This is a genomic window from Rhodococcus kronopolitis (assembly GCF_042654025.1).
GTDB classification, from domain to species: Bacteria; Actinomycetota; Actinomycetes; order Mycobacteriales; family Mycobacteriaceae; genus Rhodococcus_G; species Rhodococcus_G kronopolitis.
The window spans coordinates 456,706-478,539 of record NZ_JBHSFO010000001.1; the positions used below are offsets into that span (position 1 = coordinate 456,706).

Below are 21,834 nucleotides of genomic sequence, written 5' to 3' on the forward strand. Positions count from 1 at the left end.
CCGACCTCGAGATGCTCGCACCCGAGCGGCGCTCCCGCGTCGACCTGCTGGCCGCCGTCGCGATCGCCCTCGTGGTGCTGCTCACCGCGGGGGTGATCTGGCTACGCAGCGATGCCCGAGGCACCACCTCGGTCACCGCGACGACGCCGGCCACCCCCGCGGAGTCGGCCCTGTCCGTCCCGGAGTCGCTGTCCGAGGCGTGGCGCGCCGGCAGCGGTGCGACCACCGCCCCGATCACGGTGGGCGGGGCGGTCGTCACCGCCGACGAGGGCACTGTCACCGGGCACGATCCCGTGACCGGCGACGAGATCTGGCACTACCGGCGGGACATGCCGCTGTGCGGCGCGATCGGCGCCTGGAACACCGCCGTCGCGGTGTACCGGGACCGGTCGGGCTGCGGCCAGGTCACCCAACTCGACGGCTCCACCGGATCCCGTCAGGCGCAGCGCAACAGCGACGCCGACGACGTGGTCGAGCTGTCCGAGGACGGCACCTACGCGACCTCCCGCGGGTCGACCCGGATGGAGCTGTGGCGCTCGGACCTGGTCCGCACCCTCGAGTACGGCCGGGTCGACGCACCGGTGAACCCGAAGGCGCAGCCGCGCACCGACTGCGCGCTCCGGTCCTCCGGCTCGAGCAGCAGCCGGCTCGCCGTGGTCGAACGGTGCTCCGACGAGCCCGCGGACCGGCTGAGCGTGCAGAACCCGGCGCCCAAGGACAACACCGAACCCGAGGAGTACGGCACCACCGTGCTCCCCGACGCCGGCGACGGCGTCCGGGTGATCGCCGTGTCCGGCGACCGCACCGCGCTGTACCTGCCGCCCGCACCCGGCGGCCAGGCCCGGATCGGCGTGTACGACGGCAGCGGCGTGCTCGAGGACCAGTACCCCGTCAGCGGCGACGTCTCCCCCGCCGCCACCGCGACCAAGGCCGGTTCGCTGTTCCTGTGGTGGACGGGATCGCGCGTGACCGCTTTGCGGACAACAGATTTCACACCCGCGTGGTCCTTCGACGGCGCCCTCGGCCCGGGCACCGTGATGGCAGGCGAGATACTCGTCCCGGTGGCCGACGGGGTGGCCGTGCTCGACCAGACCAGCGGCGCGCAGACCCGGCTGATTCCGGTGCACCGCGACATCGCGGCGCCGGACGCGGGGGCACCGGTCGTCCCGTCCGTGCTCGGCACCATGGTGCTCGAGCAGCGCGGCGACGAGCTGGTCGCGCTGCACTGACGCGCCGGCGCGCCGGGCGGGACTAGTCCGCGGCGTTGAACGTCGTGAGCGCGGCGCCGGTGTCCCAGTGGGCCGCCAGGTTCGCGGCCAGTTCGCGATAGGCCTGCGCGCCCTTGGACTTTCGGCCCGCCAGCACGGTCGCACCGGATGCCGTCGCCTCGGCGAAACGCACCGTCCGCGGGATCGCAGGTGCCAGCACCGGCATGTCGTACCGGTCCGCGACGTCGGAGAGCACGTCCCGGCTGTGGGTGGTGCGTGCGTCGTACAGCGTCGGCAGCGCGCCGAGCAGTTCCAGGCCCGGGTTGGTGATCTCCTTGACCTCCCGGACCGTGCGCAGCAGCTGGCCGACACCGCGGTGGGCCAGGGTCTCGCACTGCATCGGCACCAGGACGGCGTCGGCCGCGGTGAGCCCGTTGAGGGTGAGCACGCCGAGCGAGGGCGGGCAGTCGATCAGCACCGTGTCGAAGTCACCGCCCAGGGACGCCAGGGCGCGCTTGAGCGCGAACTCGCGACCCGGGCGCATCAGCAGGACCGCCTCCGCGCCGGCCAGGTCGATGGTGGCAGGCACCAGCGAGAGCCCCTCGGCCGTCGGCAGGATCACCTCCCGCATCGCCACCTCGCCGGTGAGCACCTCGTGCACCGAGGACTCCAGCCGGTCCGGGTTGTGGCCCAGCGAGAAGGTCAGGCAGCCCTGCGGATCGAGATCGACCACCAGCACCTTGCGGCCCAGCGCGGCCAGCGCGGCCCCCAGCGATGCCACCGTGGTGGTCTTGGCGACGCCACCCTTTTGATTCGCCACAGCGAGCACAGTTGTCACGGCTGTAGATCTTTGCGTACTTCGCGCCGGGCCGTGCGGTGAACCCCCTTTCGAGGCTGGCATCATCGAGCCCATGACCACCTCGGACCCTCGTATCGTCCTGCTCCGACACGGCGAGACCGAGTGGTCCCGGACCGGCCGCCACACCGGCCGCACCGACGTCCCGCTGACCGCCGAGGGCGAGGCCCAGGCCCGGCTCGCGGGCGACCGGGTCGCGGCGCTGGGCCTGCGTGACCCGCTGGTGCTGGCCAGCACCCGGCAGCGGGCCCTGCGGACCGCGGAACTGGCCGGGCTGGCCGCCGAGGTGTGGGACGCGCTGGTCGAGTGGGACTACGGGACCTACGAGGGGCTGACCACGCCGCAGATCCGCGTCGAGGTCCCACGCTGGACCGTGTGGACCCACCCCTGCCCGGGCGGCGAGACGTTCGACGAGGCCGCCCTGCGCGCGGACACCGTGCTGGCGGTCGCGCTCTCGCGGCTCGACGACCGGGACGTGGTGCTGGTCGGGCACGGCCACTTCTCCCGCGTCCTGCTGGCCCGCTGGGCGGGACTGCCGGTCTCGGCCGGCGCCCGCTTCGGCATGTCCGCCGGCGCGGTGTCCGTGCTCGGCTTCGAGCACGACGTGCAGCAGGTCGTCTCGCACAACCTGACCTGAGCCCACCGACCCCGACAGAAAGCAGGCACCAGATGATCCGCCGGGCCACCACCGACGACGTCGCAGCCATCACCGCCCTGATCCACGACCTGGCCGAGTACGAGAAGGCCAGCGACGAGTGCACGGTCACCGAGGCCCAGATCGCGACGGCCCTGTTCGGCGACGCGCCGGCCGCGTTCGCTCACGTGGCCCAGCAGGGCGACGCGGTGGTCGGGCTGGCGCTGTGGTTCCGCAACTTCTCCACCTGGGACGGCGTGCACGGGATCTACCTCGAGGACCTCTACGTGCGCCCCGAGTTCCGGGGCGCCGGGCACGGCAAGGCGCTGCTGACCGCCCTGGCCAGGGAGTGCGTCGAGCGCGGGTACACGCGGCTGAGCTGGTCGGTGCTCAAGTGGAACACGCCGTCGATCGAGTTCTACGACTCGCTCGGCGCGCAGCCGCAGGACGAGTGGACCACCTACCGACTCTCCGGTGCCCCGCTGGCGGAGCTGGGCGGACGCTAGTCGGCGTCCTTCGCGGCGCCCTCGTCGCCGTACGCGTCGGCCATCCAGGCGCTGGTCGGCCCGCTGAGCAGCAGCAGCAGCGCGGGCACCACCACGATGCCCAGCAGCGTGCCGTAGACCGGCTGGTGGGAGCCGGTCAGCAGCGACCACACCACCGGCACCAGCAGCAGCTGGGCCAGCACGGCGAGGGACCGGCCCCAGCGGTGGCCCCGCAGCAGCGCCAGGCCGCCTGCGAGCACGCCGCCGCCGAGGATGCCCGCCCAGGCCGCCGTGCCGTAGCTGCTGGCGATGCTCTGGTCGTGCCCCTGCAGGCCGCGCACGACCAGGATCGCGGCGAGTACCAGCGCGACGACCCCCTCCAGGGTCACCAGCGCACCCGCCCAGCGGACGGTGTTCGGCAGGACGGACGGGACGGACGACGGTTGCTCGGACACGCCGTCAGCCTAGCCGGGCTAGGGTGGCTTCCCGTGCGTGCGCTGCTGATCGTCAACCCCAATGCGACTTCCACCACTCCCGCGGCCCGCGACCTCCTCGCGCACGCGCTGTCGAGCCGGGTCGAGGTGCGGGTGGTGACCACCACGCATCGCGGTCACGCCGCGGAGCTCGCCCGACGGGCCTGTCTCGAGGGCGTCCGGCTGATCATCGTGCACGGCGGCGACGGGACCGTGAACGAGGTGGTCAACGGACTCCTCGGCGCACCCGAACCCGACACCATGAGCGCGGTGACCTTCGGGCCGACCCCGCTGGTCGCCGTCGTACCGGGCGGATCCGCGAATGTGTTCGCCCGTTCCCTCGGCATCGACGCCGACCCGGTCGTCGCGACCAACCAGCTGATCGAGCTGCTCGAACTCCGGGAGCGCCGGCGGGTCGGGCTCGGCCACTGCGACGGCCGCTGGTTCACCTTCAACGCCGGCATGGGATTCGACGCGCAGGTGTGCGAGGCCATCGACGCGAGCCGCGCCAACGGGCACGCGGCCACGCCGGGCCGCTACGTCCGCACCGCGGTCCGCGCCTTCCTCCGGAACCGGCGACTGGCGCCGACGCTCACCGTGCAGGCCCCGGGGCACGAGCCGGTGGACGGCGTGCACTACGCGTTCGTCTCGAACTCGAGCCCGTGGACCTACCTCAACGCGCGGCCGGTCCGGGTGAACCCGAAGACCACCTTCGAGAGCGGACTCGGCGTCTTCGCGATGCGGACGATGAGCCTGACGACCACCCTGCGGCTGATTCGGAAGATGCTGACCCCCGGCGCACAACTGAAGTCCGCCAAGCTCTTTCGCACCGACGACGTGCCCCGCGTGCGCATCCGTTCGACCGTGCCGATCGGCCTGCAGATGGACGGCGACTACATCGGAATGCGCACCGACGTGGAGTTCGTCGCGGTCCCCGACGTGTTGACCGTGGTGGCCCCGGCCCGGGCATGACACCGGCCGACCGTGGACATTATCGAATGGGAATTCTACGCTACTAGTGCATAACCACCTCGGGCGGGGTGGAAAGTAACGCACACCACAGCTTCGGAATTTCGATAGTGAGTTACCCCACGAGGTGCTCAAATTCTATTGACTTCCAGCCTGTTCGTGAAAGCATTCACAAGCAACAGAGTGGAAACAAACGTCCACCGAGCGCATGAACGATGCGATACGAAACGAAGCGGTGCGGCACGCACCCGGTTAAAGGAGCTACAGACATGGACTGGCGCCACAAGGCAATCTGTCGCGATGAGGATCCCGAACTGTTCTTCCCGGTGGGAAACAGTGGTCCGGCCATCGCTCAGATCGCGGACGCCAAGCTGGTGTGCAACCGCTGCCCCGTGACCGCGGACTGCCTGGCCTGGGCCCTCGAGTCCGGCCAGGACGCGGGCGTCTGGGGCGGCATGGGCGAGGACGAGCGTCGCGCCCTGAAGCGTCGCAACGCACGCACCCGCGCACGCACCACGGTCTGACCGACACACGCGCTGTACACGAGTAAGGCCCGGCACCCCAGTGGTGCCGGGCCTTACTCGTCGCGGGAGGCGATCGGGGTGCGGTCGCCTCAGCCGCGGCCGGCCCGCCGACCCAACGGCACCCGCAGCGTCGCGTCCGTGCCGTTGCCCGCGGCGGCCGCCTCCAGACCCACCGATCCGTCGAGTTCCGCGGAGACCAGGGTGCGGACGATCTGCAGACCGAGCCGGTCCGAGCCGTCGAGGCTGAACCCGGGCGGCAACCCCTTGCCGTCGTCGTGGATGACCACGTCCAGCCAGCGGGCCGAGCGCCGCACGATCATCGTCACCGTCCCGGGCACCCCGGGATCGAAGGCGTGCTCGATGGCGTTCTGGACCAGTTCCGTCAGCACCATCACCAGCGGCATCGCCCGCTCCGCCGGGAAGACGCCGAAGCTGCCGTCCCGACGGATCTGCACCGGGCTGCCGACGCCCGCGACGTCCGCCATCACCGGGGACAACCGGTCGACCACCTCGTCGAGGTTGACCTCCTCGTCGACCGACATCGACAGGGTGTCGTGCACCAGCGCGATCGAACTGACCCGCCGGACCGACTCGGTGAGCGCCTGCCGCGCCTCGTCGTTGCCGGTCCGCCGGGCCTGCAGCCGCAACAGCGCCGCCACCGTCTGCAGGTTGTTCTTCACCCGGTGGTGGATCTCCCGGATGGTGGCGTCCTTGCTCAGCAGCGCCCGGTCCCGGCGTTTGACCTCCGTGACGTCGCGGATCAGCACCACGGCACCCGACGGCTGCCCGCCGGGGCGCAGCACCAGGGTGCGGAGCAGCACGGTGGCGCCCCGCGCCTCCACCTCCATCCGCTTGCCTGCCTTGCCCTCGAGCGCGCCCCGAATGTCGTCCGCGATGTACTGGGCGTCGAACGGGTCGGTGATGAGCGTCCGCATCACCGCAGGCAGGTCGCGGCTCTTGAGGCTCGTCGTGGTCAGCCCCATCCGGTGGTACGCGGACAGCGCGTTCGGGCTGGCGTAGATCACCGTCCCGTCGGTGTCGAGCCGGATGAACCCGTCCCCCGCCCGCGGGCTGGAGAGGATCTCACTCTGCTCCTCCGGCACCGGGAAGGTGCCCTCGCTGATCATCTGGCACAGCTCGCCCGCGCAGTCGAGGTAGGCGACCTCGAGCGGGCTGGACTGCCGCTTCTGCGTGGGGTTGGTGTCGCGGCTCAGGACGGCGATGACCTCGCCTGCGCACCGGACCGGGACGGCCTCGCGACGCACCGGGGTGCCCGCCGCGGCGGGGTCGTCGGCGACGCGGACGATCCGCCACTCCTCGAAGGCCTGGCGCACGTGCGGGTGCTCGTCGGCCGAGACGACCGAGCCGACGGCGTCCTCCGCGAAGGCGGTCGGCGCGGTGGTCGGCCGGCACTGCGCCACGCACACCACCTCGCCCACGCCCGCCGCGTCGGGGTCGACCCGATCGGCGGCGACCCAGAGCAGCACGTCGGCGAAGGACAGGTCGGCGAGCAACTGCCAGTCCCCGACCACCCGCTGCAGGTGGTCGACGGCCTCGCCGGGCAGGTCGGTGTGCTCGGCGAGCAGGTCACTGAGTGTGGACATCGCTGCAGGTACGCGCGCCGGTCAGGAGATGACGGCGATCAGGTCGCCCTGCTGGATGACGTCGCCGACGCTCACCCCGAGGGAGGTGACCGTGCCGGGCACCTCCGCGAGCACCGGGATCTCCATCTTCATCGACTCCAGGATCACGAGGGTGTCGCCCTCGTTGACCTCGTCGCCCTCGGCGACAACAACCTGGTAGACGGTGGAAACCATCTCGGCGCGCACATCTTCTGCCATCGAGCACCTCGCTTGTATTGACCCACCAGTGGAAGTACAGCCAACCACACGTGGAAGAATGTCCACGAGCGAGATCTGAGGGAAGGAGACAACCATGGGTAAGCGTGGTCGCAAGAAGCGCAGCCGTAAGGGCAACAAGGCCAACCACGGCAAGCGTCCCAACGCCTGACGCGTCGTAGGTAGCAACACCCGGAAGGGCCGGGACACCACACGGTGTCCCGGCCCTTCCGGCGTTCCGGCCCCCACTGATCACCAGAACCGGCGTCGCCCCGCCGGCCGCGGGCAGTCCTGCGCGTGGCGGCCCCTCGAGCCCATCGGCCGACGGTCCGCACTGTTACCCAAATATGGTTATACACAATACTTTTCAAATTCAGTCACGGGACGGACAGGGCACTGCATACGATCGTCGGCGCGGCGGGGGCATGCAGAGCCCGGCCTTCTGGCGCAATCCTCATGCCACCACCGATTGGAGATCCGTGTCCCGTCCGATCATCCTCACCCGCGCCCTCGCTGCCGCCGCGGCGACGGCCGCCGTCCTGCTTCTCACCGGCTCCGCGGTCGCAGGCGCCGCCGGATCGGCGGACCTGCTCAACGGCTTCGGCTCCACGGTGAACAACCCCGACCTCACCACCACCGCCACCAAGGCCCACGGCAACCTCTCGGTCACCCGCGAGATCGTCGGCAAGAACACCGGGCACGCCGGCGAGACCCTCACCTTCCGCACCACGGTCTCCGCCGTCGACGGCCCCGCGCGCACCGTCACCCGCATCAAGGAGCTCGTCGACAAGCCACACACCGGAACGCTGCTCACAGAGGTCTCGGGAAAGCTCACCTACACCGGCCCGACGGGTGCGCGGGTCACCGACGCCCTGGCTCCGTCCGGCATCGGCACCGTCACCGGGTCGTGGCCGGTCGACGCCGGCACGGGCGCCACCGTCGTCCACGAGACCACCTACACGTGGACCAACCCGAAGGTGGGCCTCGGTCCCACGACGCCCTGCCCCGGACCGTGCGTCGACCTGGAGGCCGTGAACAGTTCGGTGACCGTCGACGCCACCGGCCTGGGCGCCCTCGACTGGAACCCGACGGGGGTGCAGGCCGCCTGCATCCTCGACTGCTCGGGCCTCTGGCCGCTCGCCCCGATCCTCGTACCCTTCGAGGCACTCACCTCGCAGAGCTGATCGCAGACAAGGGCCGCCCGGGAATCCCCGGGCGGCCCTCACCGTCTCTGCCGAACTGGACGTCCAGATCGTCGGTCGCGCTGCAAGCGGAGCGAGACAACCGAAATACTGTTTGACAGAACACTTTTCACGTTTCGCGACACCCGTCGCCCCCGCCCCCTACGATGACTCGCACGCGGCCGGGGGACCGTTCGGTACGTTTCGCGCCTCCGCCGCTGTCCACGGACGACCACTCACCCAGGAGAACCAGTGCCCCCCACCCGCCGACACACCGTCGCCCGCCTCGCCGTCACCGCCGCGGCCACCGCACTACTCGCCACCGGCGTCACCGGTATCGCCGCCGCCCAGTCCGCCGTTACCGGGTCGGCCGCGGACACCACGCGCGCGACCACCACCCACGACAACCTGACCGTCACCCACGAAATCATCGGCAACAGCACCGGATACGTCGGCGACGAGGTTCACTACCGAACCACCGTCTCCGCAACCGACGGCCCGGCACGCCAGGTCACCGGGATCGACGAATCTATCTGGGATCTGGTGGGCTGCACGGGCACCTGGATGACGGCGGAGTCCGGAACCGTGACGTACACAAACGATTCGGGTGAGCGCGTGACCGAGTCGATGCGATATGACGACTGGGGCAACGACTACCCGGCTGTCGGGTCGTGGACCGTCGACCCTGCGGCAGGAACAACCGTCACGTACGACACCGTCCATGAATTCAGGAACGCCAGAGAAGTAGGAGGAGTCAGCATAGGTTGCGAATGGGCGGGTCAAGCAGCCTCCCCGTCGAACATCAAGGCCTCACTGACGGTCCACTCCGACGGCCTCGAGCCCCTCGACTGGCGCCCGACGGGCGTCACCGTGACCTGCGCACTCGGCTGCCTGGCCCCCAGCGACCCCGCAGGCTCGATGGAAGCGTTCTTCGGGAGCTGAACCCACCCGCCCCGGTGAGGGCCGCCCGGCAATCCCCGGGCGGCCCTCGCCGTACGGCGTCGTCTGTCTACTGTCCCGGATCGACCCAGGTGACGATCGTGGTCTGACGCAGCTGAATCCGCAGCCGCTCGCGCAGCCCGTCCGGGGCGTGGTCGCCGCCGCACTTGCGGTTGACCAGTGACTTCACCTTCTCCTCGATGCCGTAGGCGGCCAGGCAGGACCCGCAGTCCTCGATGTGCCGTTGCAGCCGGGCGCGGGTGGCGTGGTCACACTCGTTGTCGAGCATCAGCCACACGTCCGCGATCACCGCGGAGCAGTCCAGCTGCTCGAATTCGTCCTGCTCGCTCACCGGGTCGCCTCCTGCTCCTGGTCTTCGGTCGACGCTGCGGCGCCGCTCCGGTTGAAGCCGCGTTCGCGCGCCACGTCGGCGAGCAGTCCGCGCAGTTGCTTGCGACCGCGATGCAGCCGCGACATCACGGTCCCGATCGGGGTGCCCATGATCTCGGCGATCTCCTTGTAAGGGAAGCCCTCGACGTCGGCGTAGTACACCGCCATCCGGAAGTCCTCCGGCAGCTCCTGCAGCGCGGCCTTGATGTCGTCGTCGGGCAGCAGGTCCAGCGCCTCCACCTCGGCGGACCGCAGCCCGGTCGAGGTGTGCTCGGCCGTCGCGGCGAGCTGCCAGTCGGTGATCTCGTCGGTCGGGTACTGCGCCGGCTGCCGCTGCTTCTTGCGGTAGGAGTTGATGTAGGTGTTGGTCAGGATCCGGTACAGCCAGGCCTTGAGGTTGGTGCCCTCCTTGAACGACCGGAACGCCGTGTAGGCCTTGATGAACGTCTCCTGGACCAGGTCCTCCGCGTCGGCGGGGTTACGGGTCATCCGCAGCGCGGCGCCGTAGAGCTGGTCCAGCATCGGCAGCGCGTCGCGTTCGAAACGCGCGGTCAGCTGCTCGCTCGACTCGTCCACCGGGATCGAGTCCACCGGAAGTGAGCCGTGGCCTGGTTCGGGCCGGTCGTCAGACACGCTGATCCCCTCCATCGAGATAGGGCCCCAGGCTACCGCGCCCCCCTCCCGATCCGTGCCCACCGACCGGCCGGTGTCGACCGACAGACCCGAATCGGCGGACAGACCCGGGGGTCGCACCTCGCACAGCACCGCCACGTGGACTCCTTCGTTCGGTTCGGTCGTGTCGCTCCGAGCGCAGCTCGGTCGTGTCGCTGCCGGGTGCAACGCCTCCTCGGCGGCGGGTGTTCCCGGCGAAACTAGGCTGACCCGCATGGCAGGCTCCGCAACCCCCGCGACCCAGGCTCTGAGCAAGGCAAAGGTCGCCTTCCAGGTACACAGCTACGAGCACGACCCCGGCAGCGCGTCGTACGGCACGGAGGCGGTCGATGCGCTGGCCGGCAGGCTGGGCCTGCAGCCCGGACAGATCTTCAAGACGCTGGTGGTCAAGACCTCCGACAGCAGGCTCGCGGTCGCGGTGCTGCCGGTGCCCGAGAAGCTCTCGCTCAAGGCCGTCGCGGCGGCACTGGGTGCCGGCAAGGCGGTGATGGCGGAGGCGGCCGACGCCCAGCGGTCCACCGGCTACGTACTCGGCGGCATCTCCCCGCTCGGCCAGCGCAAGCCGCTGCCGACGGTCGTCGACGCCTCGGCCACCGGCTGGGACCGGATGCTGTGCAGCGCCGGCCGCCGCGGCCTCGAGATCGACCTGGACCCCGCCGACCTGGTCCGCCTCACCGGCGCCGTGCTCGCGCCGATCGCCGCCGGCTGAGCCGGAATACCGACCGCACCCGACACCGTTGCACTACGCAACGAACACTCCCGTCAACGAAAGTCGGTACCGCCCGTGAATGTCCCCCTGTCCATCCTCGACCTGGCGCACATCGACGAGGGTGAGACCGCAGGCGACAGCTTCCGCCACAGCGTGGAGATGGCGCAGCACGCGGAGCGCTGGGGCTACGACCGGATCTGGTACGCCGAGCACCACAACATGGGCTCGATCGCGTCGTCGGCGACCAGCGTGCTGATCGCGCACATCGCCGCGAACACCGAACGGATCCGGCTCGGCGCCGGCGGCATCATGCTGCCCAACCACGCCCCGCTGACCATCGCCGAGCAGTTCGGCACCCTGGAGTCGCTGCACCCCGGGCGGATCGACCTCGGCCTCGGGCGGGCACCCGGCAGCGATCAGCAGACCATGCGGGCGCTGCGCCGCGACCCCTCCTCCGCCGAGTCGTTCCCGCAGGACGTGCTCGAACTCCAGGGCTACCTGACCGGACCGACCCGGATCCCCGGCATCGAGGCGACGCCGGGCAAGGGCACGAACGTGCCGCTGTACATCCTCGGCTCGTCGCTGTTCGGGGCGAAGCTGGCCGCGGCCCTGGGCCTGCCCTACGCGTTCGCCTCGCACTTCGCCCCCAACGCGCTGCGCGACGCGGTCGCGATCTACCGCCGCGAGTTCCAGCCGTCGGCCCAGCTCGCCGCGCCCCACGTGATCGCAGGCGTCAACGTCATCGCGGCCGAGACCGACGAGCAGGCGCAGTCGCTGTTCCTCGACGCCAAGCGCAAGCGGGTCAGCCTGCTGATCGGCCGTGGCCGGAAGTTCACCACCGACGAGGCCGACATGATCCTGGACGCCCCGGCCGGCCAGCAGGTGCTGCAGATGGCCAAGTACACCGCCGTCGGCACGCCGGACCGGGTCCGTGACTACCTGGACGAGTTCACCGAGCTGGCCGACGCCGACGAACTGATGGTGGTCTCGTCCGCGCCGGACCGGCAGGCCTGGCTGCGTTCGCTGGAGCTGCTCGCCGAGGTCAGCGACCTCACTCCGGCCCCCGTCACAGCAGGCTGATCTGCTCGCCCACCGCCGGCCCCACCGGGTCGGCGGGGGCGATCAGGTCCGGTCCGTCGTTGGCGACGCTGTTCACCCGCTGCGAGACGCGCCGGATCTCGATGCCGGCCACCTCGGCGGCGGACGGCCCCGCCAGCAGCTCCGCGTCCGGCTCCGCATCCGGGTCCAGCCACCGGTCCCACTGCCCGTCGCCCAGTACCAGCGGCATCCGGTCGTGCACGCCGGTCAGCTCCCCCACCGCGTCGGTGGTCAGGATCGTGCAGCTCAGCAGCGGCGACGACGAGCTCGCGGCCCGGTCGTGCCACACCGACCACAGCCCGGCCGCGTAGAGCCTGCTGCCGTCCGTCGGGGTCATGAAGTACGGCACCTTGACCGCCTTGCCCGCGGCCGACGGCTCGAGAACCCACTCGTACCAGCCGTCCATCGGCACCAGGCACCGCGTGCGGGTCAGCGCGGTCCGGAAGGCCGGCTTGCTCGCGGCGGTGTCGGCGCGGGCGTTGATCAGCGGCGCCGAGCGGACCGGCCGACCCTGCTCGTCGGCCTTCGTCCACGACGGCACCAGGCCCCAGCGCATCCGCCGGATCCGCCGTCGCGGGGCGTCGTCCGGGTGCTCGCGCGAGTGCCTGCTCACCACCGCGAGGACCGGATCGGTCGGCGCCACGTTGTAGTTGGCCGCCTCGTGCCGCTCCTCGGGCACCCGGGTGCCCGACCTCGTCTCGTCGATCGCGTCCAGTTCGACCGCCAGCAGTGCCGGGTCGACCGTCGTCGCATACCTGCCGCACATGTGACCATTGTGTCCCCCCGCACCGACACGCGCCCCGATGCGGGAAGATGGTGCACGTGAGCCTGTGGAGAGCGCCCGTCGCGCAGTCGCCCGTGCACGCGTCCGTGACGCTGCCGGGGTCGAAGTCGATCACCAACCGCGCGTTGATCCTGGCGGCGATCGCCGACGGTCCGTCCACCGTCACCGGCGCGCTGCGCAGCCGGGACACCGACCTGATGATCGACGCGCTGCGGGGCCTGGGGGTGTCGATCGACGAGGCAGGCGACGCCACCACGCTGCGGGTGAGCCCCGGTCCGATGCGCGCCGCCACCGTGGACTGCGGCCTGGCTGGCACCGTGATGCGGTTCCTGCCGCCGGTCGCGGCGCTGGCCGACGGCGTGGTCGCCTTCGACGGCGACGAGCAGGCCCGGACCCGGCCGCTGAGCACCATCCTCGACGGCCTGCGCGGCCTCGGCGTCGAGATCGACGGCGACGCACTGCCGTTCACGGTCCGCGGCCACGGCGCCGTGCCCGGCGGCGAGGTCACCATCGACGCGTCGGGCTCGTCCCAGTTCGTCTCCGGGCTGCTGCTCGGCGCCGCCCGGTTCGAGCACGGCGTCACCGTCCGCCACAACGGCGAGTCGGTCCCCTCGATGCCGCACATCGACATGACCGTCGAGATGCTCCGGCAGGCCGGGGTGCGGGTGCAGACGCCCGCCGACGGCGAGGCGAACACCTGGCGGGTGCTGCCCGGGCCCGTCGCCGCCGTCGACTGGGTGGTCGAGCCGGACCTGTCCAACGCCACCCCGTTCCTGGCCGCGGCGGCCGTCACCGGTGGCGCCGTGAGCGTGCCGATGTGGCCGGCCTCGACCACCCAGCCGGGCGACGCGATCCGCGGCATCCTCACCGAGATGGGCGCCGAGGTCTCGCTCCGCGACGGCCTGCTCACCGTCCGGGGACCGCGACGACTGCGCGGCCTCGACGTGGACCTGCACGACATCGGCGAGCTCACCCCGACGGTCGCCGCGCTGGCCGCCCTGGCCGACGGGCCGTCCACCCTGCGCGGCATCGCCCACCTGCGCGGACACGAAACCGACCGTCTGGCAGCACTTTCCGCCGAGATCAACGGTCTCGGCGGCGTGGTCACCGAGACCGACGACGGGCTCCGGATCGAGCCACGGGCGCTGCGCGCCGGCACCTGGCGGTCGTACGCCGACCACCGGATGGCGACCGCGGGGGCGATCCTCGGGTTGGTGGTTCCCGGCGTCGAGGTCGAGGACATCGGCACCACCGCCAAGACCCTGCCCGGGTTCGAGGACCTCTGGGCGACCATGCTGGCACCGATCGGGGCGTCCTCCTGAGTACCCGGCGTTACGACGAGTCCGATGTCCGGGTGCGCCCGGGCAAGGGCACCCGTCCGCGCACCAAGACCCGGCCCGAGCACAAGTCGGCCGAGAGCGCGATGGTGGTCGCGGTGGACCGCGGCCGGTGGGGCTGCGTGCTCGACGGCGACCCGACCCGGCCCGTGGTCGCCATGCGGGCCCGCGAACTGGGCCGCACGCCGATCGTCGTCGGGGACCGGGTGGGCATCGTCGGCGACACCTCCGGGCGCACCGACACCCTGGCCCGGATCGTCCGCGTCGAGGAGCGGGCGACGGTGCTGCGCCGCACCGCCGACGACACCGACCCGTACGAGCGGGTGGTGGTCGCCAACGCCGCCCAGCTGCTGATCGTCGTCGCGCTGGCCGACCCGCCGCCGCGCACCGGATTCGTCGAGCGCGCCCTGGTCGCGGCCTACGTGGGCGGGCTGTCCCCGGTCCTGTGCCTGACCAAGGGCGACCTCGCCGACCACGCGGAGTTCGCGGCCGCATTCGCGGACCTGGACGTGCCGGTGGTGCTCGCGGGCCAGCAGGACCCGCTCGACCAGGTACGCGAGGTGCTGGACGGCCGGCTCACCGCGCTGATCGGCCACTCCGGGGTGGGCAAGTCCACCCTCGTCAATCGCCTTGTCCCCGACGCATTCCGGGCCACCGGGGTGGTGTCCGGGGTGGGCAAGGGCCGACACACCTCCACCCAGTCGGTGGCGCTGCCGCTGCCCGCGCCGGAGGGCGAGCAGGGCAACCGGGGCTGGGTGGTCGACACCCCCGGCATCCGCTCGTTCGGACTCGCACACATCTCCCCGGACGACGTGATGGGCGCCTTCACGGACCTGGCCGCCACCATCGAGGACTGCCCGCGCGGCTGCACCCATCTCGGCCCGCCCGCCGATCCCGAGTGCGCGCTGGACCGACTGGACGGCGCGGCCGCTCGGCGGGTCGGCGCGGTGCGGTTGCTGCTGGTGGCGCTCGGTTCGAACGAATCCTGGTAGCACCGACCCGTAGATCACGGTTCGGGCAAGTTCGGCAGATCGCCGACATCGGTTCGCAACCCTGTGCTTACACTGTACGAGCGCAAATCTGATTCGAATCAGCTCACCGGTCAAGACATCTCGAGATCACCATCTCACCGTCAAGACACAAGGAGTTCAGATGAGTTCAGACATCATTCAGAATGGTTCCACGGCCGGCTCGTCCATCATCGACGACGTCATGAGCATCTTCGGAACGCTCTTCAATTTCGGGTCGTCGGTCATCGGCTCCTAGCCGCACTTCCGCCGTTACGGGTTCGCAACCATCAGGTGTGCGGCTCCGGAAAGCCGCAGCCCCCGCTGTCAAGGCACTCCGGACACCGCAGACCGCCGGTTTCGCAGCCCCAGTCACGAAGGCGCCCCGCCCGGATCACCGGGCGGGGCGCTTTCGTCTCGGTCGACCGAGCACGGTTCAGCGGCGCAGCAACGCCCGCAGGCCGCGGCCCTTCTTCGCCTCCCGGATCGCGGTGCGCAGGCCGCGACTGCGGCCGGTCTGCGGATCCACGGTCAGTACCGCCTCCCGGCCCTCCCACTTGCGCTCCGACGCCGTCTCCGGCGCGTCGTCGGTGGTGCCCACCAGGTACTTGTTGGGCAGCGACAACTTCGCGATGGTCCGCCATGACTTGCCGTACTGCAGCGCGAAATTTCCTGTGGTGTAGGGCAGGTCGTACTTCTCGCAGAGCGCCTGCACCCGCACCGAGATCTCGCGCAGCCGGTTGCTGGGCAGGTCCGGGAACAGGTGGTGCTCGATCTGGTAGCTCAGGTTCCCGGACATGAAGTCCAAGGTCCGGCCGCCGCTGATGTTCGCGCTGCCCAGCATCTGACGCAGGTACCACTGCGCGTGCGTCTCGCTGTCGATGTCGGCCTTGGTGAACTTCTCCGCACCGTCCGGGAAGTGCCCGCAGAAGATGATCGCGTTGGTCCAGACGTTGCGGATCACGTTCGCGGTGAAGTTCGCGGTGAGCGTGCTCTTCCACGCCCTGCCGGTCAGCGCCGGGAACAGCACGTAGTCCTTGAGCGCCTGCTTGCCGATCTTCTCGACCACCTCGGCGCGCTTGACCCGGAACTCGTCCATGTCCACGCGACCCTTGGCGACCTTGCCGAGCTCGAGGTGCTGGGCGGCGATGCCCCACTCGAAGAACAGTGCCAGCAGCGTGTTCAGCGGCACGTTCGCCAGGTTGAACGGCTTCCACCGCTGGTCCCGCGTGACGCGCAGCAGGCCGTATCCCACGTCGTCGTCCATGCCGAGGACGTTGGTGTACTTGTGGTGGATGTAGTTGTGGGTCTGCTTCCAGTGAGCGGACGGGCCGTTGACGTCCCACTCCCAGGTGCTCGAGTGCACCTCGGGGTCGTTCATCCAGTCCCACTGGCCGTGCATGATGTTGTGACCGAGTTCCATGTTCTCGATGATCTTGGCGACGCCGAGCATGCCGGCGCCTGCGAGCCACAGCGGCCGCTTGCGACTGCCGAGCAGCAGTGCCCGGGCGCTGACCTCGAGTCCACGCTGGAACCTGATCGTGTTGCGCAGGTACTTCGCGTCCCGCTCACCGCGCGAGGCCTCGATGTCGCGGCGAATCGCGTCGAGCTCCCAGCCGAGGGCCTCCACGTCCGCCTCGGTGAGGTGCGCGTACTCCTTGACGTCGGCAATTGCCATCGCGTTCTCCCGGCCGGTTGGCGTAACAGTTAACGGCACCTACCCTACCGTAAGTTACGGCCCCGTAGGTTGGTCCGACCGGAGTGTGACGCGGATTACACCGATCTAGGCGCGGCGCTCCCGGAGCTGCCGCAATGCCGTCCGCAACCCCACCCGGCGGCCCGTCTCCGGGTCGGTGCGGAGCCGGTCGAGCGCCGCCCTGGCGTCGTCGAACTTGCGCTCGGACGAGGTCTCCGGGGCGTTGTCGGAGGTGGCCTTGAGGAATCGGTCGGGCAGCGCCAGCTTGTGGATGGTCCGCAGCGCCAGCAGGTACTGCTTGGCGAACGATCCCGTCGTGTACGGCAGGTCGTACTTGTCGCACAGCGCCCGAACCCGCAGCGAGACCTCGCGCAGCCGGTTGCTGGGCAGGTCCGGGAACAGGTGGTGCTCGATCTGGTAGCTCAGGTTCCCGCTCATGAAGGCCATCACCCGGCCGGACTTGAAGTTGGCACTGCCGAGCATCTGACGCAGGTACCACTCGGCCTTGGTCTCGTGGCTGTACTGCTCGACGGTGAACTTCTCGGCGCCGTCCGGGAAGTGCCCACAGAAGATCACCGCGTACGCCCACAGGTTCCGGGCGAAGTTCGCGGTCAGGTTGGCGGTGAGCGTGTGCTTCCACGCCGGCCCCGTCAGCGCCGGGAACAGCACGTAGTCCTTGACCACCTGCTTGGCGGCCTTCCCCCAGAACTCGCGGTTGATCTCGTCGACGTTGGCGCCGCCCCGCTTGCGGTCCTCCTCCAGCGCGATCGACCAGTCGTGCATGGCGATGCCCCACTCGAAGGCACTCGCCAGCACCACGTTCGCGACGGGCTGGAGCAGGTTGATCGGGCGCCACGGCACGTCCCGGGTCATCCGGATGATGCCGAACTGCACGTCGTTGTCCATGCCGACGACGTTGGTGTACGTGTGGTGCGAGTAGTTGTGTGCGCGCTTCCACTGCGAGGAGGACGCGGTCATGTCCCACTCCCAGGTGGTGGAGTGGATCTCCGGGTCGTTCATCCAGTCCCACTGCCCGTGCACCACGTTGTGCCCGAGTTCCATGTTCTCGATGATCTTGGCCAGCGTCAGCATGGTGGTGCCCGCCAGCCAGAACGGCCGCTTGCGGCTGCCGAGCAGCGTGACGCGGCCGCCGAACTCGAGGATCCGCTGCAGCCGGATCACGCCCCGGATGTACCGGGCGTCGGACGCGCCGCGCGACTCCTCGACGTCCCGGCGAATCTCGTCGAGTTCACGACCGAGCGACTCGATGTCCGTCTCGGTGAGGTGTGCGAATTCTTTGATGTCCGTGATGGCCATCGTCAGGACCCTCCGTTGTTGATAGATCGGGTCACCTGAGGGAGGCCACCGCGGAGCGTGCTTTCAACGATAGTCGAATGACGCTCTCACGCGCCGCAGCGCAGGTCAGAGGTCGAGGGTGCAGTCGCCCGCGGCGGAGGAGATGCAGGTCTGGACCCGCTCCCCCTCGCTGTGCTCACGACCCGAGCGCAGGTCCCGGACGTGACCCGACAACAGCGGCGCCACGCAGGTCTGGCAGATGCCCATCCGGCAGCCGAACGGCATCTGCACGCCGAGCTGTTCGCCGGCCTCGAGCACCGTGGTGGCGCCGTCGATCTCGATCGAGCGCCCGGTCTTGGCGAAGGTCACCGTGCCGCCCTGACCCGCGGTGTCGGCACGCGAGATGCTGAACCGCTCGGTGTGCAGGCGGTCCGTGATGCCGGCCTCGGCCCAGACCTTCTCCACCTCGTCGAGCATCGCGGCGGGACCGCACGCCCAGGTCTGGCGCTCGCGCCAGTCCGGGTACATCGAGTCGAGGTCGGAGAGCTGGAAGCGACCGTCGCTGCGGGTGCACTGCAGGTGCGAGACGAAGCTCGGCTGTGCCTCGTGCAGCGCCGCCAGCTCCTCGCCGAACATGACGTCCTCGGCGGTCGGCGCCGAGTGCACGTGCACCACGTCCGGCAGCGTGCCGCGGCGCGCCATCCCGCGCAGCATCGCCATCACCGGGGTGACGCCGCTGCCCGCGGTGAGGAACAGGATCTTCGCCGGCGGCGGCTCGGGCAGCGCGAAGTTGCCCTGCGGCGCAGCCAGCCGGACCACCGTGCCCGACGGGACGCCGTTGATCAGGTGACTGGAGAGCTGACCCTCCGGCATCGCCTTGACCGCGATGGTGATCGCCTTGTTCTCCCAGTTCGGCGGGGAGGTCAGCGAGTACGAGCGCCAGTGGAACCGGCCGTCGACCAACAGGCCGATGCCGACGTACTGACCCGGCTGGTAGTCGAAGTCGAAGCCCCACCCCGGCTTGATTACCAGGGTCGCCGAGTCCGAGGTCTCCTTGCGCACCTCGATCACGCGACCCCGCAGTTCCCGGGCGGACCAGAGCGGGTTCGCGAGGTGCAGGAAGTCGTCGGGAAGCAACGGTGTGGTCACCCGAGTCACCGCCCCGCGCAACATGTTCAACGCAGGCCGGCGCGGCGCGGAAACATCCGCAGCCGGCCCCTCGAGCCACTTCCTCAGACCCATCAAACTTCCATCCACTCGACCAGGTTACGCACCCGTAGGTTACCTGCTGAGAAGGTCCGCTGTCACGCGGACGGTCACAGCAGGTCAAGCAGGAAGGGCAGTTCCTGCGTTGCGTACCAAGCCAGCTCGTGGTCCTCCGCGTCACCGAGCACGAATTCGGCGTCCGCGTCGCCGAGATCCGCGGCATCCACGACCTCGACCGCCCGCTCGATTGCGTCCGTCGCCTGGGCCAGGTCGACGTGCACCGACGCGACCATGTCCATCGTCACCGGACCGGCCAGCCGCACGACGGCGTCGTCCAGGTCCGGCCGCAGCTTCGCGTCCTCGACGTCCGCGGCGATCACGGCGCGGCGGTAGGCCGGCTTCTCGTCGTCCTCGGCGGCGAGCAACCGCAGCGACGCCCGCGCCGCCTCGGTCATCGCGACCTCCGCCAGCTCGTCGTCGTCGCCCGACGCGTAGGCCTCACGCAACGCAGGCGTCACGGCAAAAGCCGTGCGGCTCACCGGATCCAGCTCCTGCTCCGCCACCAACCGTTGCAACATCGCGATCGTCGCGGGAACGTAGACCCTCATCGACTGCACCCCTTACCCACAGGCATCCAACAACTCCTCGAGCGACTCGTACAGCAGTGCCGTCACCACCTCGACGTCGGACATGGCGTCGCGGTCGGCATTCAAACCGTAGTAGACGCGGCCGTCGTACGACGTCAGGCCGACACTGAGCGTCTGGTTCTTGAGCAACGGCGAGACCGGATACATCTCCAGCATCCGGACGCCGTCGAGGTAGAGCGGCGACTGCGGACCGGGGACGTTGGTGATCATCAGGTTGAACATCCGCTGCGACAGGCCGCTCGCCACCCGCAGGCCCACCGCGTGCAGCGTCGCCGGCGCCGTGCCCGACATCCGGACCAGGGTCTGCGCGGTCACCGTCCCCCCGGCCCGACTGTGCGCCTCGGTCGCGTGCGCGATCTGCGAGAGCCGCACCACGGCGTTGGGCTCCCCCACCGGGAGGTCCACCAGCAACGAGGACACCTTGCGTTCCGCGTTGTCCGGGATGTGCTCGCGCTCCGCCGGGTCCGCCTCCATGTCGATCTCCTCCGCGGCGCCGCCGCCGGAGACGTAGGTGGCCATCGGAACCAGCGCCCGCACCGTCGAGTACGCGGTCACCGGTTCGCCGCGGGAGAGCAGCCAGTTGCGCAGCGCCCCGGTGAGCACCGCCAGGATCGCGTCGTTGACCGTGCACCCGAACCGGCGCCGGACCGTGCGGTAGTCCTCGAGCTCGGTCCGCACGGTCGCGAACCGACGGTTCCGCGAGATCGTCGCGTTGAGCGGGGTGGTCGGCGCCGACACCGCGGCGGTCCGCACCACCGCCGCGACGTTGCCCGCGACCTCGGCCGCACCACCGGCCAGGTCGCCGAGCGCCATCCGCAGGGTCGCCGCACCCTCGCTCGGCCGGGCGATCATCTCGACCAGCGCGTCGAGCACCAGTTCCGCCTCGCGGGGCTCCCGGGTGGGCATCCACAACTCGTCGACCACCGGCCGCGGGGTGCTGCTCGGGTCCAGCAGCACCTGGCTGATCTCCGACGCCTTGTCGCCGTCGACCAGCGCGGAGTGCGACTTGGTGAAGATCGCGACCCGGTTGTCGGACAGCCCCTCGACGAGGTACATCTCCCACAGCGGCCGACTCCGGTCCAGCGGCCTCGACGTCAGCCGCGCCACCAGGTCGTGCAGCTGCGCGTCGGAGCCCGGGCGCGGCAGCGCCGAGCGGCGGACGTGGTAGGTGATGTCGAACTCGCGGTCGTCCACCCACACCGGCCGGGCCAGGCCCAGCGCCACCTCACGCACCCGCTGGCGGTACCGCGGCACCAGCGCGAGCCGCTGCTCGACATGGGTGAGCAGGTCCTCGTAGCTGATGCCGGACTCCAGGATGGCCAGCGAGCCGAGATGCATCGGGGTGCTGCTCGCCTCGAGGAAGTAGAACGTGGCGTCCTGCGTGGTCAGCCTCGTGGCCATCAGTTTCCGTCCCCTGGTGTCAGCCCGAAGAGAATCTGCAGCTCCGCCACAGTGCGCTCGGGGTCGGTGTGGTGCACGGCCACCATCCCCGCGGCCACCGCGCCGCGGACGTTGACCGGGAGGTCGTCGACGAACACGCAGTCCGCGGTCGCCAGCCCGAGCCGCTCGGCCGCCAGCCGGTAGATCCGCGGGTCCGGCTTCTCGAGACCGACATCGCCGGAGAGCAGCACCTCGTCGACCAGTCGGCCCGCGCCGAGCTCGCGCAACCAGTCCGCGCCCGGCCCACCGGGATCGTTGCTCAGTACCGCAGTCCGCACCCCGCGCCGACGCACCTGCGCGAGGATCTCGCCCAGTCCCGCCGCATCGGATCCCGGACCGACCAACACCCCACCGCAGTCCACCACCAACCCGTCCATGCGCCCACCCTAGGACCGACGGGCCCGTCGCGCCCGCAGCGGCGTCCGCATTCGGCTGCGAGTCCGGC

Annotated in this window: 25 protein-coding genes; 12 read left to right on the forward strand and 13 right to left on the reverse strand. The window is 70.3% G+C overall.

What is annotated here, in order from left to right:
* The first annotated feature begins 11 nt into the window (after window positions 1-11).
* The gene (locus ACFO6S_RS02075) at window positions 12-1,229 is read left to right on the forward strand and encodes an Rv3212 family protein (protein WP_378413632.1); all 1,218 of its coding nucleotides are present in this window, start codon (window positions 12-14) and stop codon (window positions 1,227-1,229) included.
* A 22-nt stretch (window positions 1,230-1,251) separates the two neighbouring features.
* Here the strand turns inward: ACFO6S_RS02075 and ACFO6S_RS02080 are convergent, their stop codons facing one another.
* The gene (locus ACFO6S_RS02080) at window positions 1,252-2,046 is read right to left on the reverse strand and encodes a ParA family protein (protein WP_378413634.1); all 795 of its coding nucleotides are present in this window, start codon (window positions 2,044-2,046) and stop codon (window positions 1,252-1,254) included.
* Window positions 2,047-2,119: 73 nt separating this feature from the next.
* Between ACFO6S_RS02080 and ACFO6S_RS02085 the strand changes: the two genes are divergently transcribed.
* Both ACFO6S_RS02085 and ACFO6S_RS02090 read left to right on the forward strand, forming a co-directional pair.
* Window positions 2,120-2,701, forward strand: coding sequence for an acid phosphatase (locus tag ACFO6S_RS02085; RefSeq protein WP_378413636.1), 582 nt, complete (start codon window positions 2,120-2,122; stop codon window positions 2,699-2,701).
* Between the two features lie 32 nt (window positions 2,702-2,733).
* A complete protein-coding gene (locus ACFO6S_RS02090; protein WP_378413638.1) occupies window positions 2,734-3,204 on the forward strand; it encodes a GNAT family N-acetyltransferase in 471 nt (156 codons plus the stop codon).
* Here ACFO6S_RS02090 and ACFO6S_RS02095 read toward each other — a convergent pair.
* Entirely contained in the window at window positions 3,201-3,638 is a 438-nt protein-coding gene (locus ACFO6S_RS02095) for a hypothetical protein (RefSeq protein WP_378413640.1), read from the reverse strand. The genes ACFO6S_RS02090 and ACFO6S_RS02095 overlap by 4 nt on opposite strands.
* A 33-nt stretch (window positions 3,639-3,671) precedes the next feature.
* Between ACFO6S_RS02095 and ACFO6S_RS02100 the strand changes: the two genes are divergently transcribed.
* Both ACFO6S_RS02100 and ACFO6S_RS02105 read left to right on the forward strand, forming a co-directional pair.
* The gene (locus ACFO6S_RS02100) at window positions 3,672-4,628 is read left to right on the forward strand and encodes a diacylglycerol/lipid kinase family protein (RefSeq protein WP_378413642.1); all 957 of its coding nucleotides are present in this window, start codon (window positions 3,672-3,674) and stop codon (window positions 4,626-4,628) included.
* Between the two features lie 266 nt (window positions 4,629-4,894).
* Window positions 4,895-5,149: a WhiB family transcriptional regulator gene (locus ACFO6S_RS02105; protein ID WP_378413644.1), complete on the forward strand. Its 255-nt coding sequence runs from the start codon at window positions 4,895-4,897 to the stop codon at window positions 5,147-5,149.
* 89 nt (window positions 5,150-5,238) lie between these two features.
* Here the strand turns inward: ACFO6S_RS02105 and ACFO6S_RS02110 are convergent, their stop codons facing one another.
* Window positions 5,239-6,753, reverse strand: a complete 1,515-nt coding sequence (locus ACFO6S_RS02110) for a sensor histidine kinase (RefSeq protein WP_378413646.1) — start codon at window positions 6,751-6,753, stop codon at window positions 5,239-5,241.
* Window positions 6,754-6,774: 21 nt separating this feature from the next.
* Window positions 6,775-6,990 carry a biotin/lipoyl-binding carrier protein gene (locus ACFO6S_RS02115; protein WP_378413648.1) on the reverse strand — a complete coding sequence of 72 codons (216 nt, stop codon included), beginning with the start codon at window positions 6,988-6,990 and terminating at the stop codon, window positions 6,775-6,777.
* A gap of 94 nt (window positions 6,991-7,084) precedes the next feature.
* Here ACFO6S_RS02115 and ACFO6S_RS02120 point away from each other — a divergent pair, with 94 nt between their 5' ends.
* The 3 genes from ACFO6S_RS02120 (at window position 7,085) to ACFO6S_RS02130 (ending at window position 9,110) form a co-directional block, all read left to right on the forward strand.
* A complete protein-coding gene (locus ACFO6S_RS02120) occupies window positions 7,085-7,159 on the forward strand; it encodes a 50S ribosomal protein bL37 (protein WP_095413260.1) in 75 nt (24 codons plus the stop codon).
* 307 nt (window positions 7,160-7,466) lie between these two features.
* The gene (locus tag ACFO6S_RS02125) at window positions 7,467-8,171 is read left to right on the forward strand and encodes a hypothetical protein (protein ID WP_378413650.1); all 705 of its coding nucleotides are present in this window, start codon (window positions 7,467-7,469) and stop codon (window positions 8,169-8,171) included.
* 249 nt (window positions 8,172-8,420) lie between these two features.
* Window positions 8,421-9,110: a hypothetical protein gene (locus ACFO6S_RS02130; protein WP_378413652.1), complete on the forward strand. Its 690-nt coding sequence runs from the start codon at window positions 8,421-8,423 to the stop codon at window positions 9,108-9,110.
* 67 nt (window positions 9,111-9,177) lie between these two features.
* Here the strand turns inward: ACFO6S_RS02130 and rsrA are convergent, their stop codons facing one another.
* On the reverse strand, window positions 9,178-9,459 hold the full coding sequence (gene rsrA, locus ACFO6S_RS02135) for a mycothiol system anti-sigma-R factor (RefSeq protein WP_378413654.1): 282 nt from the start codon (window positions 9,457-9,459) through the stop codon (window positions 9,178-9,180).
* Window positions 9,456-10,145 carry a sigma-70 family RNA polymerase sigma factor gene (locus tag ACFO6S_RS02140; RefSeq protein WP_378413657.1) on the reverse strand — a complete coding sequence of 230 codons (690 nt, stop codon included), beginning with the start codon at window positions 10,143-10,145 and terminating at the stop codon, window positions 9,456-9,458. The genes rsrA and ACFO6S_RS02140 overlap by 4 nt, the downstream gene beginning before the upstream one ends.
* Window positions 10,146-10,383: 238 nt before the next feature.
* On the opposite strand from ACFO6S_RS02140, the gene ybaK reads away from it, so the two are divergent.
* Both ybaK and ACFO6S_RS02150 read left to right on the forward strand, forming a co-directional pair.
* A complete protein-coding gene (ybaK, locus tag ACFO6S_RS02145; protein WP_378413659.1) occupies window positions 10,384-10,878 on the forward strand; it encodes a Cys-tRNA(Pro) deacylase in 495 nt (164 codons plus the stop codon).
* Between the two features lie 75 nt (window positions 10,879-10,953).
* Window positions 10,954-11,958 (forward strand): LLM class flavin-dependent oxidoreductase, encoded by a 1,005-nt coding sequence (locus ACFO6S_RS02150; RefSeq protein ID WP_378413661.1) that lies wholly within the window; start codon window positions 10,954-10,956, stop codon window positions 11,956-11,958.
* Here ACFO6S_RS02150 and ACFO6S_RS02155 read toward each other — a convergent pair.
* Window positions 11,945-12,742 (reverse strand): SOS response-associated peptidase, encoded by a 798-nt coding sequence (locus ACFO6S_RS02155; RefSeq protein WP_378413663.1) that lies wholly within the window; start codon window positions 12,740-12,742, stop codon window positions 11,945-11,947. The genes ACFO6S_RS02150 and ACFO6S_RS02155 overlap by 14 nt on opposite strands.
* A gap of 47 nt (window positions 12,743-12,789) precedes the next feature.
* On the opposite strand from ACFO6S_RS02155, the gene aroA reads away from it, so the two are divergent.
* Window positions 12,790-14,082: a 3-phosphoshikimate 1-carboxyvinyltransferase gene (gene aroA, locus ACFO6S_RS02160; protein WP_378413665.1), complete on the forward strand. Its 1,293-nt coding sequence runs from the start codon at window positions 12,790-12,792 to the stop codon at window positions 14,080-14,082.
* Window positions 14,043-15,089: a ribosome small subunit-dependent GTPase A gene (gene rsgA, locus ACFO6S_RS02165; RefSeq protein ID WP_378414064.1), complete on the forward strand. Its 1,047-nt coding sequence runs from the start codon at window positions 14,043-14,045 to the stop codon at window positions 15,087-15,089. Before aroA ends, rsgA begins: the two co-directional genes overlap by 40 nt.
* A 451-nt stretch (window positions 15,090-15,540) precedes the next feature.
* Here rsgA and ACFO6S_RS02170 read toward each other — a convergent pair whose 3' ends face one another.
* From ACFO6S_RS02170 to ACFO6S_RS02195, 6 genes are all read right to left on the reverse strand, one after another.
* Entirely contained in the window at window positions 15,541-16,782 is a 1,242-nt protein-coding gene (locus ACFO6S_RS02170; RefSeq protein ID WP_378413667.1) for a fatty acid desaturase family protein, read from the reverse strand.
* Between the two features lie 105 nt (window positions 16,783-16,887).
* Complete coding sequence (locus tag ACFO6S_RS02175) at window positions 16,888-18,117, reverse strand: fatty acid desaturase family protein (protein ID WP_378413669.1); 1,230 nt, start codon at window positions 18,115-18,117, stop codon at window positions 16,888-16,890.
* A 105-nt stretch (window positions 18,118-18,222) separates the two neighbouring features.
* Window positions 18,223-19,338, reverse strand: a complete 1,116-nt coding sequence (locus ACFO6S_RS02180) for a ferredoxin reductase (RefSeq protein ID WP_378413671.1) — start codon at window positions 19,336-19,338, stop codon at window positions 18,223-18,225.
* Between the two features lie 74 nt (window positions 19,339-19,412).
* Window positions 19,413-19,910, reverse strand: a complete 498-nt coding sequence (locus ACFO6S_RS02185) for a DUF6912 family protein (protein WP_378413673.1) — start codon at window positions 19,908-19,910, stop codon at window positions 19,413-19,415.
* Window positions 19,911-19,922: 12 nt separating this feature from the next.
* Window positions 19,923-21,350 (reverse strand): WS/DGAT/MGAT family O-acyltransferase, encoded by a 1,428-nt coding sequence (locus tag ACFO6S_RS02190; protein ID WP_378413675.1) that lies wholly within the window; start codon window positions 21,348-21,350, stop codon window positions 19,923-19,925.
* Window positions 21,350-21,766 (reverse strand): HAD-IA family hydrolase, encoded by a 417-nt coding sequence (locus ACFO6S_RS02195; protein ID WP_378413678.1) that lies wholly within the window; start codon window positions 21,764-21,766, stop codon window positions 21,350-21,352. The genes ACFO6S_RS02190 and ACFO6S_RS02195 overlap by 1 nt, the downstream gene beginning before the upstream one ends.
* Window positions 21,767-21,834 lie beyond the last annotated feature (68 nt).

What these genes read in the sequence shown, in the direction of transcription:
- ACFO6S_RS02075 (WP_378413632.1), top strand. Translation starts at nt 12, where the DNA reads ATGCTCGCACCCGAGCGGCGCTCCCGCGTCGACCTGCTGGCCGCCGTC.
- ACFO6S_RS02085 (WP_378413636.1), top strand. Translation starts at nt 2,120, where the DNA reads ATGACCACCTCGGACCCTCGTATCGTCCTGCTCCGACACGGCGAGACC.
- ACFO6S_RS02090 (WP_378413638.1), top strand. Translation starts at nt 2,734, where the DNA reads ATGATCCGCCGGGCCACCACCGACGACGTCGCAGCCATCACCGCCCTG.
- ACFO6S_RS02105 (WP_378413644.1), top strand. Translation starts at nt 4,895, where the DNA reads ATGGACTGGCGCCACAAGGCAATCTGTCGCGATGAGGATCCCGAACTG.
- ACFO6S_RS02110 (WP_378413646.1), bottom strand. Translation starts at nt 6,753, where the DNA reads ATGTCCACACTCAGTGACCTGCTCGCCGAGCACACCGACCTGCCCGGC.
- ACFO6S_RS02115 (WP_378413648.1), bottom strand. Translation starts at nt 6,990, where the DNA reads ATGGCAGAAGATGTGCGCGCCGAGATGGTTTCCACCGTCTACCAGGTT.
- ACFO6S_RS02140 (WP_378413657.1), bottom strand. Translation starts at nt 10,145, where the DNA reads ATGGAGGGGATCAGCGTGTCTGACGACCGGCCCGAACCAGGCCACGGC.
- ybaK (WP_378413659.1), top strand. Translation starts at nt 10,384, where the DNA reads ATGGCAGGCTCCGCAACCCCCGCGACCCAGGCTCTGAGCAAGGCAAAG.
- ACFO6S_RS02155 (WP_378413663.1), bottom strand. Translation starts at nt 12,742, where the DNA reads ATGTGCGGCAGGTATGCGACGACGGTCGACCCGGCACTGCTGGCGGTC.
- aroA (WP_378413665.1), top strand. Translation starts at nt 12,790, where the DNA reads ATGGTGCACGTGAGCCTGTGGAGAGCGCCCGTCGCGCAGTCGCCCGTG.
- ACFO6S_RS02170 (WP_378413667.1), bottom strand. Translation starts at nt 16,782, where the DNA reads ATGGCAATTGCCGACGTCAAGGAGTACGCGCACCTCACCGAGGCGGAC.
- ACFO6S_RS02175 (WP_378413669.1), bottom strand. Translation starts at nt 18,117, where the DNA reads ATGGCCATCACGGACATCAAAGAATTCGCACACCTCACCGAGACGGAC.
- ACFO6S_RS02180 (WP_378413671.1), bottom strand. Translation starts at nt 19,338, where the DNA reads ATGGGTCTGAGGAAGTGGCTCGAGGGGCCGGCTGCGGATGTTTCCGCG.
- ACFO6S_RS02185 (WP_378413673.1), bottom strand. Translation starts at nt 19,910, where the DNA reads ATGAGGGTCTACGTTCCCGCGACGATCGCGATGTTGCAACGGTTGGTG.
- ACFO6S_RS02190 (WP_378413675.1), bottom strand. Translation starts at nt 21,350, where the DNA reads ATGGCCACGAGGCTGACCACGCAGGACGCCACGTTCTACTTCCTCGAG.
- ACFO6S_RS02195 (WP_378413678.1), bottom strand. Translation starts at nt 21,766, where the DNA reads ATGGACGGGTTGGTGGTGGACTGCGGTGGGGTGTTGGTCGGTCCGGGA.